At 66.5% G+C, this 12,317-nt stretch carries 13 protein-coding genes; 1 reads left to right on the forward strand and 12 read right to left on the reverse strand.

The annotated features are described in order from the left end of the window. The first annotated feature begins 45 nt into the window (after positions 1-45). Positions 46-1,239, forward strand: a complete 1,194-nt coding sequence (locus tag CUJ89_RS10885; protein WP_114177332.1) for a urate hydroxylase PuuD — start codon at positions 46-48, stop codon at positions 1,237-1,239. 91 nt (positions 1,240-1,330) lie between these two features. Here CUJ89_RS10885 and CUJ89_RS10890 read toward each other — a convergent pair whose 3' ends face one another. The 12 genes from CUJ89_RS10890 to CUJ89_RS10945 form a co-directional block, all read right to left on the reverse strand. Continuing rightward, entirely contained in the window at positions 1,331-1,741 is a 411-nt protein-coding gene (locus CUJ89_RS10890; protein ID WP_114177333.1) for an ACT domain-containing protein, read from the reverse strand. A 167-nt stretch (positions 1,742-1,908) separates the two neighbouring features. Beyond that, entirely contained in the window at positions 1,909-2,421 is a 513-nt protein-coding gene (locus tag CUJ89_RS10895) for an ureidoglycolate lyase (RefSeq protein ID WP_114177334.1), read from the reverse strand. Further along, the gene (gene alc, locus CUJ89_RS10900; protein WP_114177335.1) at positions 2,418-3,431 is read right to left on the reverse strand and encodes an allantoicase; all 1,014 of its coding nucleotides are present in this window, start codon (positions 3,429-3,431) and stop codon (positions 2,418-2,420) included. Before alc ends, CUJ89_RS10895 begins: the two co-directional genes overlap by 4 nt. 62 nt (positions 3,432-3,493) lie before the next feature. Beyond that, the gene (uraD, locus tag CUJ89_RS10905; RefSeq protein WP_114177336.1) at positions 3,494-4,015 is read right to left on the reverse strand and encodes a 2-oxo-4-hydroxy-4-carboxy-5-ureidoimidazoline decarboxylase; all 522 of its coding nucleotides are present in this window, start codon (positions 4,013-4,015) and stop codon (positions 3,494-3,496) included. Continuing rightward, positions 4,012-4,965 (reverse strand): allantoinase PuuE, encoded by a 954-nt coding sequence (puuE, locus tag CUJ89_RS10910; RefSeq protein WP_114177337.1) that lies wholly within the window; start codon positions 4,963-4,965, stop codon positions 4,012-4,014. Before puuE ends, uraD begins: the two co-directional genes overlap by 4 nt. A 147-nt stretch (positions 4,966-5,112) precedes the next feature. Beyond that, complete coding sequence (locus CUJ89_RS10915; RefSeq protein ID WP_114177338.1) at positions 5,113-5,904, reverse strand: aspartate/glutamate racemase family protein; 792 nt, start codon at positions 5,902-5,904, stop codon at positions 5,113-5,115. Between the two features lie 10 nt (positions 5,905-5,914). After that, a complete protein-coding gene (locus CUJ89_RS10920; protein ID WP_114177339.1) occupies positions 5,915-7,399 on the reverse strand; it encodes an NCS1 family nucleobase:cation symporter-1 in 1,485 nt (494 codons plus the stop codon). A gap of 149 nt (positions 7,400-7,548) precedes the next feature. After that, positions 7,549-8,253, reverse strand: a complete 705-nt coding sequence (locus CUJ89_RS10925) for a GntR family transcriptional regulator (protein WP_114177340.1) — start codon at positions 8,251-8,253, stop codon at positions 7,549-7,551. A gap of 307 nt (positions 8,254-8,560) precedes the next feature. Continuing rightward, positions 8,561-9,499, reverse strand: a complete 939-nt coding sequence (gene ldcA / locus CUJ89_RS10930; protein WP_114177341.1) for a muramoyltetrapeptide carboxypeptidase — start codon at positions 9,497-9,499, stop codon at positions 8,561-8,563. 108 nt (positions 9,500-9,607) lie between these two features. After that, complete coding sequence (tadA, locus tag CUJ89_RS10935; protein ID WP_114177342.1) at positions 9,608-10,204, reverse strand: tRNA adenosine(34) deaminase TadA; 597 nt, start codon at positions 10,202-10,204, stop codon at positions 9,608-9,610. Next, a complete protein-coding gene (locus tag CUJ89_RS10940) occupies positions 10,201-10,602 on the reverse strand; it encodes a DnaJ family domain-containing protein (RefSeq protein WP_114177343.1) in 402 nt (133 codons plus the stop codon). Before CUJ89_RS10940 ends, tadA begins: the two co-directional genes overlap by 4 nt. Positions 10,603-10,881: 279 nt before the next feature. Further along, positions 10,882-12,093 carry an MFS transporter gene (locus tag CUJ89_RS10945; RefSeq protein ID WP_114177344.1) on the reverse strand — a complete coding sequence of 404 codons (1,212 nt, stop codon included), beginning with the start codon at positions 12,091-12,093 and terminating at the stop codon, positions 10,882-10,884. Positions 12,094-12,317 lie beyond the last annotated feature (224 nt).

A 12,317-nucleotide genomic window follows, 5' to 3' on the forward strand; every position in this document is an offset into this window, starting at 1 on the left:
TCAGCGCCCACATCAAGACAAACGATCTGAGTCTGGAGGAGTTTCATGGAAGGCTTCATCACCGACTGGCTGAACCTCGCGCTGCGATGGCTGCACGTCATCGTCGCCATTGCGTGGATCGGCGAGTCGTTCTATTTCGTCGCGCTCGACAACAGCCTGAAACCGCCGACCGACCCGAACCAGCGCAAGCGCGGTGTGTTCGGCGAACTGTGGCACGTCCACGGCGGCGGTTTCTACAACATGCAGAAGTACACGGTCGCCCCGCCCGAAATGCCGGATGACCTGCACTGGTCGAAGTGGCCGTCGTACACGACCTGGCTGTCGGGTTTCTCGCTGTTCTTCGTGCTGTACCTGCTCGCGCCGAACACCTACCTGATCGACAAGAGCGTGCTCGACATGGGCCCGGTGGTCGCCGTTGCATCCGCACTCGGCTTCCTGATGGCCGGCTGGATCGTCTACGACTCGCTGTGCCGCGTCCTCGGCACCAACGATCGCGTGCTCGGCATTTGCGTCGGCATCTACGTCGTCGTCGCAGCGTACCTCGCATGCCACATCTTCGCGGGCCGTGCCGCCTACCTGATCGTCGGTGCGATGCTCGCGACGATCATGTCGGCGAACGTGTTCTTCGTGATCATCCCCGGCCAGCGCAAGATGGTCGACAAGATGCTCAAGGGCGAAGAACCGAACCCGATCTACGGCAAGCGCGGCAAGCAGCGCTCGGTGCACAACACGTACTTCACGCTGCCCGTCGTGTTCGCGATGCTGTCGAACCACTATGCGATGACGTACACGAACAAGTTCAACTGGGTCGTGCTCGTGCTGATCATGCTGGCCGGCGCGCTGATCCGCCAGTTCTTCGTGATGCGCCACCGCGGCAAGCAGCTGTGGTACCTGCCGATCGGCGGCGTCGCGCTGCTGTCGGGCGCGCTGGTGTGGACGATGCCGAAGCCGATCGCGCCGGAAGCCCAGGCCGCGAATGCGCCGAAGGTCGTGATCAACGACATCATGCCGATCCTGCAGCAGCGCTGCGTCGAGTGTCACTCGGCCAAGCCGACGCTGATGGGCAGCGCACCCGCGGGCGTGATGTTCGATACGCCGGACGAAGTGTCGAAAAACGCGCAGCGCATCTATGAACAGGCCGTGCGCCTGAAGGCGATGCCGATCGGCAACGTCACGCACATGACCGACGACGAGCGGACGAAGCTCGCCGCCTGGTTCGAGGGTGGCGCGGTCAAGTAAGCCGCCGTGCGCCGGTTGCCGGCGCAATCCTCTCCATTCGCGGGCCCGGTGACGGGCCCGTTTTTTTTGCTTGTTCCAGCTGCCCCGCCTGCTAGCCGCGCATCGCGTCGCGCTGTAGTGCGACGAGCGCATCGAGCGCGCGCGGGCCGTCGTCGAACGGCACGAAGATGTGGTCGTGGTACGCGGCCGCCATCACGTTGCAGCTGATGCCGGCCGCGCCGAGCGCCCGCGCGAACGCCGCCGTGAGGCCGACAGCCGCAAGGTCGGAATGCACGGTCAGCGTGATCCACGCGGCGCGGAACAGCACGGGCCAGCCGCGACGCGCAGCCGCCTCCTCGCCGACGACGACCGTCAGCCCTTCCGATTCGCGGAACGTCGCGATCGTTTCGGATAACGATACGTCGGCGCCAGGCGGCAGCGATACGAACGCGAACGCGCCCGGATGCAGTTCGGGTTGCATCGTGCGCAGCAGGATCGCGAGGTCGTTTTCAGGTTGGCTCATCGGAGGAACACGTCCGGAACCGGACGTCGTGCGGTGGTGATGCGGGCACGATAGCACGCGCGATGATGGCGTTGCGCGCCGACCTGAATCGCGCGCAACGCCGGCACATAAAAAAACCCGCGCAGGGTGCGCGGGTTTCGACTGGCAGTCGCGAAAACGCCGGCGACTCAGGCCGTCAGCGCGAGCAGCGCCTCGTCGGTCAGCCACAACGACTCGACGAGATCCTGCTCGTTGAGGTTCAGGCCGTCGCCGCCACGATCGACGACGATGAAGTCGCTGACGCCGCCGAGCGCGATCAGCGGGTGATGCCACACGCCCTTCGCATAGTTGATGCCCTGCCATCCGCTCGTCACGAATGCGCGGATCTTCGCCGGATCGAGATCGCCGGCCGGTGCCACGACGACGAGATACGGCTGGTCGTTCAGCGGCACGAATGCCTGGCTGCCGAGCGGATGCCGCTCGAGCATCTTCACTTCGAACGGCAGCGTGCGCGGCTGGCCGCGGAACAGGTTGACGAGCGTGCGGCCGTCTTCATCCGTCACGTCGACTTTCGCGAGATCGTGAAAGCGGATCGTCGTGCCGAGGTTGATCGGGATCTGCTTCGCCCCGTCCGTTTCGATCACGTCGCCGAACGGCGCGAAGGCTTCCTTGGTCAGTGGTTCGATTGCAAGCGTCTTCATTTGTCGAGCGTCCCCCACAGACGCAGGCGCGACACGCCGCCGTCCGGAATGATGTTCAGTCGCACGTGCGTGACGGGGCCGAGCGGCGCGATGCCGTGTTCGAAGTAGTGCTGCTTGTCCATCTGCAGCTTCTGTTCGCCGAGCAGTTCCGGCCAGAACATCGACTGCGTGATCAGCGAACTGTCGGTGCCGCCCGACACGAAGGCGGCCTGGATCGAGCAGCGGTCCGGGTAGTTGCCCTTGAAGAACGCCGTATCGACTTCGATCTTGCGGATCACGCCCGGCTGCGCGAGCGCGATGATCGCCCAGTCGTTGCCCGGTTCGCGGCGGCGGCGGGTTTCCCAGCCGTCGCCCATGTTCACGCCGCGGCCCGGCAACAGCAGGTTCGACGCGACGCCGAAGTGCTGGTTGTTTGCGGCCACGACATAACCGCCGTTTTCCATCGCCGCGAGATCGAACTGCTCGGTCGCGCTCGCGCCGGCCCAGTCGAGCTGCGGCTGGCCGTACACGCGCAGGCGCGCGATGCCGCCGTCCGGGTAGATATTCACGCGCAGGTGCGTAAACGCCCGTGCGTCGCTCGCTTCGACGTAGTGATGGCTGTTGCCCTGCAACGTCGTCGACGGCACGATCTCGACCCACTCGGTCGCATGTGTCGGCGCGCCGTCGGCCACGAATGCGGCCTCGATCGAAGCGGCCGGCGGGAAATTGCCGGTGAAGTGGCTCGTGTCGATGTCGAAGCCCTTGATCACGCCCGGGCGCGCGAGCTTGACGATGCACCAATCGTAGCCCGTCGTGCGCTTGCGGCGCGTCTCCCAGCCGTCCATCCACTTGCCGTGGTCGTCGTACTTGCCGGGGATGAACACGGCCGGCTCGGGGTTCAGCATCCGCTCCTTCGGCGCGAAGAAATCGTCGCTGGTTTCGAGCGCCTGCGCACCGAGACGCGGGTCGGCAAGATTCACGTAGCGCCGCGTGAAATCGGGTGCGTCGGGATCGAGAAGCGGAACAGCCATGATGTTTCCTTGTTTCAGTGATGCGATCGGGCCGCCGCGACGCAGCAGGCCGTATTGCGGTGTCAGGCGTCGATCAGGTCGTCGAGGCGGAAGCGCGCGATCCGGTAGATCTGGTCGAGGCTCGCGCGCAGTTCCTCCGTGCGCGAATGATTCACGCGCGCCTCGAAGTTCGCGATGATGCCGTGCCGGTCATGGCCGCGCACCGCGAGGATGAACGGGAAGCCGAACTTCTCGCGATACGTGCGGTTCAGCAGCAGTAGCTTGTCGAACTCTTCCTGCGTGCACTGGCCGAGGCCCGCGCCGCTCTGCTCGCGCGTCGACTCGGCGGTCAGCTCGCCGCGCACGGCGGCCTTGCCGGCCAGCTCCGGGTGAGCGTTGATCAGTGCGAGCTGGCGCACTTCGCCTGACGCTTCCACCACGCCCGACATCGTCTTGTGCAGCGCATCGATGCTCGCGAACGGCCGCTCGCCCGCGGCGACCTCGGCCACCCACGGCGAATGTTCGAAGATCCCCGACAGCGCCGCGACAAATGCGCCAGACGCCATCGTATTCAGTTGATCCAATGTGTAGCGCATCGCCTTCATGCTTTCCCTTCGTTTTGATGATCGGGCTGATACGGATGATGTTCACGCCAGTGACGCGCGATATCGACACGGCGCGTCACCCATACGCGATCGTGTTTCTCGATGTGGTCGAGGAAACGCTGCAGCCCGCGGAACCGGCCCGGCCGGCCAAGCAGGCGGCAGTGCATGCCGATCGACAGCATCTTCGGCGCCTCGTCGCCCTCTTCGTACAGCACGTCGAATGCGTCGCGCAGGTAGTCGAAGAAGTGATCGCCGGTGTTGAAGCCCTGCGGCGTCGCGAAGCGCATGTCGTTCGTGTCGAGCGTGTACGGCAGGATCAGTTGCGGCGACGTGCCGCCGCCCGACACTTCGACATCCATCCAGAACGGCAGGTCGTCGCCGTAGTTGTCGGAGTCGTACAGGAAGCCGCCGTATTCCGCGACCAGACGGTGCGTATTGGGGCTGTCGCGGCCGGTATACCAGCCGAGCGGGCGCACGCCCGTCACGCGCTCGATCGCTTCCATCCCGAGGCGCATGTGCTCGGCCTCGAGCTCCGGCGTCATGCTCTGGTAGTGGATCCAGCGCCAGCCGTGGCACGCGATCTCATGGCCGAGCTCGACGAATGCGCGCGCGAGCTCCGGGTGTCGCTCGATCGCCATGCCGACGCCGAATACCGTCAGCGGCATCCCGCGCTTCTCGAATTCGCGCAGGATGCGCCACACGCCGGCCCGCGAACCGTATTCGTAGATCGACTCCATGCTCATGTGGCGGTCCGGATACGCGGCCGCGCCGACGATTTCGGACAGGAACTGCTCGGAGCCCGGATCGCCGTGCAGCACGCAGTTCTCGCCGCCCTCCTCGTAGTTCAGCACGAATTGCACGGCGACGCGGGCGCGCCCCGGCCAGTTCGCCTGCACGGGATGGCGGCCGTAGCCGATCAGGTCGCGAGGATAGTTGGGATCGAGTGACATGGTTCGAATGCAACGAAAGCTTGCTGAAATAATGGGTTCGCATCGACCGCGCGGAGGCCGGAGGCCGGCCGCGCAAGCCAATGCGATGACGGCCCAGTGTAGCGAAAACGTCCATACGCGCCCATACAGCGGCGCAGATAGTGCGTGTCAGACGGTGTGTATGTGCGGTTGCGGCAAATTCGGGACCGATTCCGCCGGATCCCCGTCCGGCGGGCTGAAGCGGGCGAACGCGCCGTCGTAGCGCTTCGGCAGCGGCCGCGCATAGTCGCCGCGCTTCGCGGTCGCGAGGCGCAGCGAAACGAGCGCCTCGGCCCACTTGACGGCCGCCGTGACGCCCTCGACCACCGGCGCGCCTATCTGCTGCTCGATCTCGTGCGCGAACTCGGCCATCCCCGCGCAACCGAGCACGATCGCGTCGGCGCCGTCCTCGTCGAGCGCGCGCCGGCATTCGTCGACGATGATCCGGCGCGCGGCCGACCCCGGCCGGTCGAGTTCGAGCACCGCGACGTCGGTCGCGCGCACGTTGCGGCAGAACCGCTTCATCCCGTAACGCTCCGCGAGGTGCCACGCCATCCCGCAGGTGCGCGCCAACGTCGTGACGACCGAGAAGCCCGGCGCGAGCACGCTCGCCGCATGCATCGCCGCCTCGGCGATGCCGATCACCGGCCCGCGCGCGAGCTCGCGCGCCGCGTAGAGGCCCGGATCGCCGAAGCACGCAATCACGTACGCATCGAAGCCGTCGCGTTCGCCCTGCACGATCTCGGCAAGCAGCCCGGGCGTCGCGAGCGCCTCGTCGTAATACCCTTCGATCGACGGCGGCCCCATCGGCGGGCTCACGGCGACGATCTCCGTGCCGGCGGCCGCGACGTCGCTCGCGCAGCGGCCCATCGCGTCGGTCATCCGCTGCGTCGTATTCGGATTGATCAATCGGATCTTCATCGCACGCTCCTCAGGCCTTCGTGTTCACGAGCAGCCGGTAGAACACGAAGCCGAGCCCCGCGCCGATGAACCACGAGAAGTTCGCGACGCCCTGCCAGCCCGGCACCATCACGCACACGACCGCGATCACGGCGGCAGGCAGCAGCGCGGCGAGCGCGCGGCGGTTCACGCCGCCCGTGTACCAGTACGTGCCGCTTTCCGACATCGTGTACAGGTCGTCGCGCACGAGCCGGCCGCGCTTGACGAGGTAGAAGTCGGCGATCAGCACGCCGTACAGCGGGCCGATGAACGCGCCGAGCACGTCGAGCGTGTAGTGGATCACGGCCGGGTTGTTGAACAGGTTCCACGGCGTGATGAAGATCGACGCGACGGCCGCGAGCATCCCGCCCGCCCGCCAGCTGATCAGGCGCGGCGCGACGTTCGAGAAGTCGAACGCGGGCGACACGAAGTTCGCGACGATGTTGATGCCGATCGTCGCGATCGTGAACGTCAGCGCGCCGAGGATCACCGCGGTCGGATGATCGATGCGGCCGACCGTCTCGACGGGATCGGTGATGAGTTCGCCGAACACGGGCAACGTCGCAGCCGTCGTGATCACCGTGACGAGCGAGAACGCGAGGAAGTTGACGGGCAGTCCCCAGAAATTGCCGCGCTTCACTTCGCCGAACGAGCGGCAGTAGCGCGAGAAATCGCCGAAGTTCAGCATCGGCCCTGAGAAGTACGACACGACGAGCGACACGGCCGTGATCATCACCGGGATCACTTCCGCGCCGTGATACTTGACGCCGCCGAGGTTGATGCCGATGTTGCGCCAGCCCGCGCGCCACACCATGTAGCCGGCCAGGATGAACATCACGACATAGACGGCCGGGCCCGCGAAATCGATGAACTTCTTGATCGTCTCCATCCCGTTCCAGAACACGAACGCCTGCAGCACCCACAGCAGCATGAAACCGGCCCAGCCGACCGCCGACAGCCCGAGGAAGCCGTAGTGATGGACGTCCGCGTAAGGCAGCCATTGCGGGACGAACTTCAGCACGACGATCACAAGCGCGCTCGACGCGAGATAGGTCTGGATGCCGTACCACGCGATCGCGATCAGCCCGCGGATCACGGCCGGCACGTTCGCTCCTAGCACGCCGAACGTCGCGCGGCACGCGACCGGGTACGGCACGCCGATCTGCTGGCTCGGCCGCGCGATCAGGTTGCACAGCAGGTTCACGAAGCCGATCCCGACGATCAGCGCGATCAGCACCTGCCAGCTCGTCAGCCCGAGCGCGAACAGGCTGCCGGCGAACACGTAGCCGCCGACGCTGTGCACGTCCGACATCCAGAATGCGAAGATATTGTACGAGCCCCACGTCTGATTTTTAAGGGGTGCCAAATCTTCGTTGTACAGACGTTCGCTGTAACCATCCGGCAGCGCCGGGTCGCCGCCCTCGCCGCCTTCTTCCGCCGGATACGCGCTGTCGTGCGCCACACTGAACTGAGCCATGACTTCTCCTTGATGCGACCGGATGGCCGCTCCACCGTCATCGATATCGCTCCGGATCGTCGCCCGGAGTCGGACCAGCGGCCCGCGGCGACAACCGCAAGCCTGCATTGCTCTCGTTCTGTGGCGCGCGGCCGGGTTCGCGTCGCCGCTCAGGCGCCGCCGAACACTTCGCGCAAATCGACCTGCCCTTGCGCGGGCCGGTCCAGCATCTTCAGTTCGACATGCTGCAGGTGGTGCGCCATCAGCGTCACCGCCCGCTTCGGTTCGCCCGCCTCCAGCGCGGCGAGGATCTCGTCGTGGTCGTCGCACGAGCACGGGCTGCGCCCGTGCGATTCGTACAGCGCCGACATCAGCGTCGAGCGTGCGACGAGCCCCTCGAGGCACTCGCTGAGCGTCGCATTGCCCATCAGCGTAGCGAGCGCCGTATGGAATTCGCCCGACAGCCGGATCCATGCCGCGAAGTCGTGCCGCTCGAACGCCTTGCGTTCCTTGTCGATCAGCGCGGCGACCCCCTTCAGCCGCTTGGCGCCGGGCCCGGTCGCGAGCCGCTCGACGACGGCAAGCTCGATGATCCGGCGCATCTCGAACACCTCGTGCACGTCCTGCAGCGTCGGGCTCGCGACGAACGCGCCGCGGTTCGGCTCGAGCTCCACCAGCTTGTCGGTCGCGAGCTGCGCGAGCGCCTGGCGGATCGTCCCGCGCTTCACGCCGAACACGTCGCAAAGCTGCGCCTCCGTCAGCTTCGCGCCGGGCGCGAGCCGATGCTCGAGGATCGCCGTGCGGATTCGCTCGGCAATCGCTTCGGGACTGGCTGCGCCGGACGGGTGGGGATCGGGCTCGTTCATGATCTGCATCGCGTAATGGTCCTCATCGTAGAACGGACATAAAGATTGTCAACAATTCTTTTCCGGAATTTCGCACAATCGGCGTGCATCGACGCGACCCCGCTCGGTGCAGGATGCGCAAAATCCATGCACATCAAGCCTGACAGGCATGACAGAGGTACTTCTCGCCGTATACCCTCCCGGCCATTTTGTTGACAAAACTAGTGCACGACCCGGTGACGATCCTGTTGGCGTCAGCCGGAATTTCAGACCGTTAGTTGCACACTTACATAAAGAAAAAAGGCGGAAACCCGCCTTTCGATCGACTGTGCCGGCATCAGCCGAGATGCGGATAGTCCGACAGCGTGAGCCGGAAACCGTGCGCATTCGCGACCAACTGCGCCTGTGCGCCGAACGGCAGCGTCAGCAGGTCGGGCACGTGGCCGAACTGGAGTCCCGTGACAACCGGGATCCCGACCACCGCGCGCACCTGGTCGATCATCGCCTGCATGTCGTAGCCATTGTCGTACTCGAACGGCCGTGCGCCGGTGAACTGACCGAGCACGAGCGCCTGCTGGCGCGCGAGCAACCCCGACAGGTGCAGTTGATAGATCATCCGCTCGATCCGGAACGGCTGCTCGTTGACGTCCTCGATGAACAGGATGCCGCCCTCGATGTCGGGCATGTACGGCGTGCCGATGAGCGACGTGAGGATCGCGAGGTTGCCGCCCCACAGCGTGCCCGTCACGTTCACGGTCTGCACCTGCGGCGCTTCGGCGATGATCGTCGTGCTCGGCTGCGTCAGCGTCTGCCAGAAATGCTGCATCGTGAAGTCGCTCGGCGTTTCCGCGCCGAAGTCGGCGGACAGCATCGGGCCGCCGAACGTCTTGATGCGCGCCTTCGCATACAGCGCGAGCTGGATCGCCGTGAAGTCGCTGTGACCGATGAGCGCGACCGGCTGGTCGCGCAGCCTGCGTTCGAGCCCGCGATAGTCGAGCCCGTGCAGGATGCGCGCGGCGCCATAGCCGCCGCGCACCGCGAGTGCGATGTCCGGCAACGGCCGCTCGGGATCGGCGAGACGGTTCAGGTCGCCTGCCCGCTCGCCGTCGGTGCCGCCGAAGCGCTGGAAGCGCCGCTGCGTCGCGTCGATGTTCTCGATGCGTTGCTGCGCGGTGCTGAGGCGCTCGAGCGCGCGATTGATCGCGTCGGGATCGTGCGGATAACCGGACGGCGCCAGCAGGCGGATGGTGTAGGACGCGGCGGGCTGGAAGGACATGGCGAAAGGTGTCGGGTCGTCAAACCTGCTTAGAGGGTCCGAACCGTCTCCGGTTCACGGAACAGAGCGCGCCCGGCCCGCTCGGGGCGACGGGCGTGGCCGGTGCACCTATGACGCGCCGGATTCGGCGTCGCGGGCCAGCCGTGCGGCGCGCAGCGCGCGACGGCGCTCGGCGAAGAACGACTTCAGCGCGGCGCCGCACTCGTCGGCAAGCACGCCGCCGGTCACGTCTGTCTGGTGGTTGAGTTGCGGATTGGCGAACGCGTCGATCACGCTGCCGCATGCGCCGGTCTTCGGATCGGCGGCGCCGTAGACGACCCGCGTGATGCGCGCATGCATGATCGCGCCCGCGCACATCAGGCACGGCTCGAGCGTCACGTACAGCTCGCAGCCGGGCATCCGGTAATTCTGCAGATGCTGTGCGGCCATGCGCAGCGCGGCCATTTCCGCATGGGCCGACGGGTCATGCCCGCCGATCGGATGGTTGAAGCCGCGTGCGATCACTTCGTCGCCGCGCACGAGCACCGCGCCGACCGGCACTTCGCCGGCCGCGCGCGCCTCTTCGGCGGCGGCCTGTGCGAGACGCATGAAATGCAGGTCGCGCGCCGATACGGGCGCGGCTTCGGGAGCAGGAGAATCGGTGGCGGCTTTGGCTGCCGGGGCGGCCGCCGATCGGGCTGCGTCGTGCAGCGCGTCGGACGTCACATCGGCCCCGCTTCGGCGGGCGCATCGTCGAGCCCGCGCTCGCACAGGCGTTCCGCGATGCGCCGGCAGTAGTCGCGCGGCATCACCATCGGGCCGCCGCGCAACGATTCGAGCGCCATGTCGAGCGCCAGGATCTTCGCCTGCAGCCGGCAGCGCGCGGCACGGTCGCTGACCGCCTGCACTTCGTCATGCAGGTTGCGCAGCGCGCGCAATTGCTCGACAGCCGGCGGCACGAAGCCCGCGTTCTTCAGGATACGGTTGGCCACCCGCACCTCCTCGGGCACGAGCAGGTCGTCGTCCAGCACTTGTGGCGCGCCGGTACCCGGCAAATCGTCGAACTCTCCCCGCGCTGCGGCGGCGGCAATACGCTGTTCGACCAGGGCGTCAAGCAATCTCATCAGTCAATCGGAACAATGCGGCAGCCGAATTCTAGCAGGGTGACGCGGGTATGACAGGTACTTCGAATATATGCTCAACATTGTGTTTTTTAGGGGCCGAATCGCGACGCATGCGCGCCGATCGGTGTCACTTGCCGCTCTGCTGCGCCGCAGCGGGCTAAGCGCCGTCCGGACACCGGCAAATGCAAGCGGTGTCGGGCCCTGTTTTTTATTTGCGACGATGCGGGCCGAACCTCGCCAATCCGGCGAAACGGCGGTCGCCCCGCTTTCGTTGCCGGGTCAAGCGGCCACCGTTTCCGGCCGCGCTTTCGCAAACGGGCGGAACATCATCGCGATCAGGAACGCGCCGAGGCCGATCGCGAACGAACCGATGTACAGCCAGCCATAGCTGCCGAACGTATCGACGATCAGGCCGCCGGCGACGGGCCCCGCGGCCATCCCGAGGCTGCCGGCCATCGCGCAGCCGCCGATCACGGTGCCCATCATCCGCAGCGGGAAATTCTCGCGCGCGAGCACCGAATACAGCGGCATCACGCCCGCATAGATGAAGCCGAACAGCGTCGCGACCGCGTAGAACCCGTCGAGCGTGCGCACGAAGTAGTAACCGAGCGCGCCGAGCGCCTGTGCGAGCAGCCCGGCCACCAGCATGCGCTTCGCGCCGACGCGGTCGCCGAGGAGCCCGAACGCGATCCGGCCGCCCATGCCCGCGAGCCCTTCGACGCTGTAGATCGACACCGCGACGATCAGCGGGATCCCGCATGTCACCGCGTAGCTGACCGTATGGAAGATCGGGCCCGAGTGGGTCGCGCAGCAGAAGAAATTGGTCAGCAGCAGCACCATGAACTGCGGCGAACGCAACGCGTCCGCGACCGACATCGCCGCGGGCGCGCCGGCCGGCAGAGGTGCCGCGTGCGTGCCGTCGAGCGCGGGCGCCCGGCGCACCAGCAGCGACGCCGGAATCATCACGACGGCCGCCAGCGCGGCGATGAGCAGCATCGACGTGCGCCAGTCGTATGCCGACACGAGCCACGCGGCCAGCGGCGACATCGTCATCGGCGCCATCCCCATGCCGGCCGACACGAGCGACACCGCCAGGCTGCGGTGCGTGTCGAACCAGCCCGTCACGCACGCCATCATCGGCACGAATACCGCGGCCGTCGCGCTGCCGACCGCGAGGCCGAAGGTCAGCTGGAACGCGAGCAGCGACGGCGCGCGGCTCGCCAGCGCCAGGCTCGCCGACAGCAGGACGGCGCCCGTCACGACGACCGCGCGCGTGCCGATGCGGTCCGACAGGCTGCCCCACCCCATGCTCGCGAAGGCCATTGCAACGAAGCCGAGCGTCATTGCGCCGGAAATTCCGGTCATCGACCAGCCCGTGTCGCGCGCAATGGACCGCAGGAACACGGGCAGCGAAAACATCGCGCCGACCGCGATGCAGCCCATCAGGCCGCCCGCGACGACGATCACCCAGCGGTATCGAGAATCCGGCATTGGGCGTCTCCTTGCTCGTTTCGGTAATCCTCGGGAACCGGGCGCCTGTTGCCGCGCGCGGCGGCATGTGCAGTTGGCCGCATCGACGCTATCGCGAGCCCGGTCGACATGGATACGACGGGCGACGCATCGGGAAATCGACAGGCGCGGCGCACACGCCGGCCGATTTTTTATTGTCGGCCAATCCGCGCGGCCGACAAGGGGCAGATCGGGCCAACACCGGA

The sequence above is a fragment of the Burkholderia pyrrocinia genome, assembly GCF_003330765.1.
GTDB lineage: Bacteria > Pseudomonadota > Gammaproteobacteria > Burkholderiales > Burkholderiaceae > Burkholderia > Burkholderia pyrrocinia_B.

Excerpts from the sequence above, each read along its gene's own strand:
- CUJ89_RS10890 (WP_114177333.1), bottom strand. The coding sequence starts at position 1,741 with ATGAGCCAACCTGAAAACGACCTCGCGATCCTGCTGCGCACGATGCAA.
- CUJ89_RS10895 (WP_114177334.1), bottom strand. The coding sequence starts at position 2,421 with ATGAAGACGCTTGCAATCGAACCACTGACCAAGGAAGCCTTCGCGCCG.
- CUJ89_RS10920 (WP_114177339.1), bottom strand. The coding sequence starts at position 7,399 with ATGGCTCAGTTCAGTGTGGCGCACGACAGCGCGTATCCGGCGGAAGAA.
- CUJ89_RS10915 (WP_114177338.1), bottom strand. The coding sequence starts at position 5,904 with ATGAAGATCCGATTGATCAATCCGAATACGACGCAGCGGATGACCGAC.
- CUJ89_RS10940 (WP_114177343.1), bottom strand. The coding sequence starts at position 10,602 with ATGAGATTGCTTGACGCCCTGGTCGAACAGCGTATTGCCGCCGCCGCA.
- uraD (WP_114177336.1), bottom strand. The coding sequence starts at position 4,015 with ATGAAGGCGATGCGCTACACATTGGATCAACTGAATACGATGGCGTCT.
- alc (WP_114177335.1), bottom strand. The coding sequence starts at position 3,431 with ATGGCTGTTCCGCTTCTCGATCCCGACGCACCCGATTTCACGCGGCGC.
- CUJ89_RS10885 (WP_114177332.1), top strand. The coding sequence starts at position 46 with ATGGAAGGCTTCATCACCGACTGGCTGAACCTCGCGCTGCGATGGCTG.
- puuE (WP_114177337.1), bottom strand. The coding sequence starts at position 4,965 with ATGTCACTCGATCCCAACTATCCTCGCGACCTGATCGGCTACGGCCGC.
- CUJ89_RS10925 (WP_114177340.1), bottom strand. The coding sequence starts at position 8,253 with ATGCAGATCATGAACGAGCCCGATCCCCACCCGTCCGGCGCAGCCAGT.
- CUJ89_RS10945 (WP_114177344.1), bottom strand. The coding sequence starts at position 12,093 with ATGCCGGATTCTCGATACCGCTGGGTGATCGTCGTCGCGGGCGGCCTG.
- ldcA (WP_114177341.1), bottom strand. The coding sequence starts at position 9,499 with ATGTCCTTCCAGCCCGCCGCGTCCTACACCATCCGCCTGCTGGCGCCG.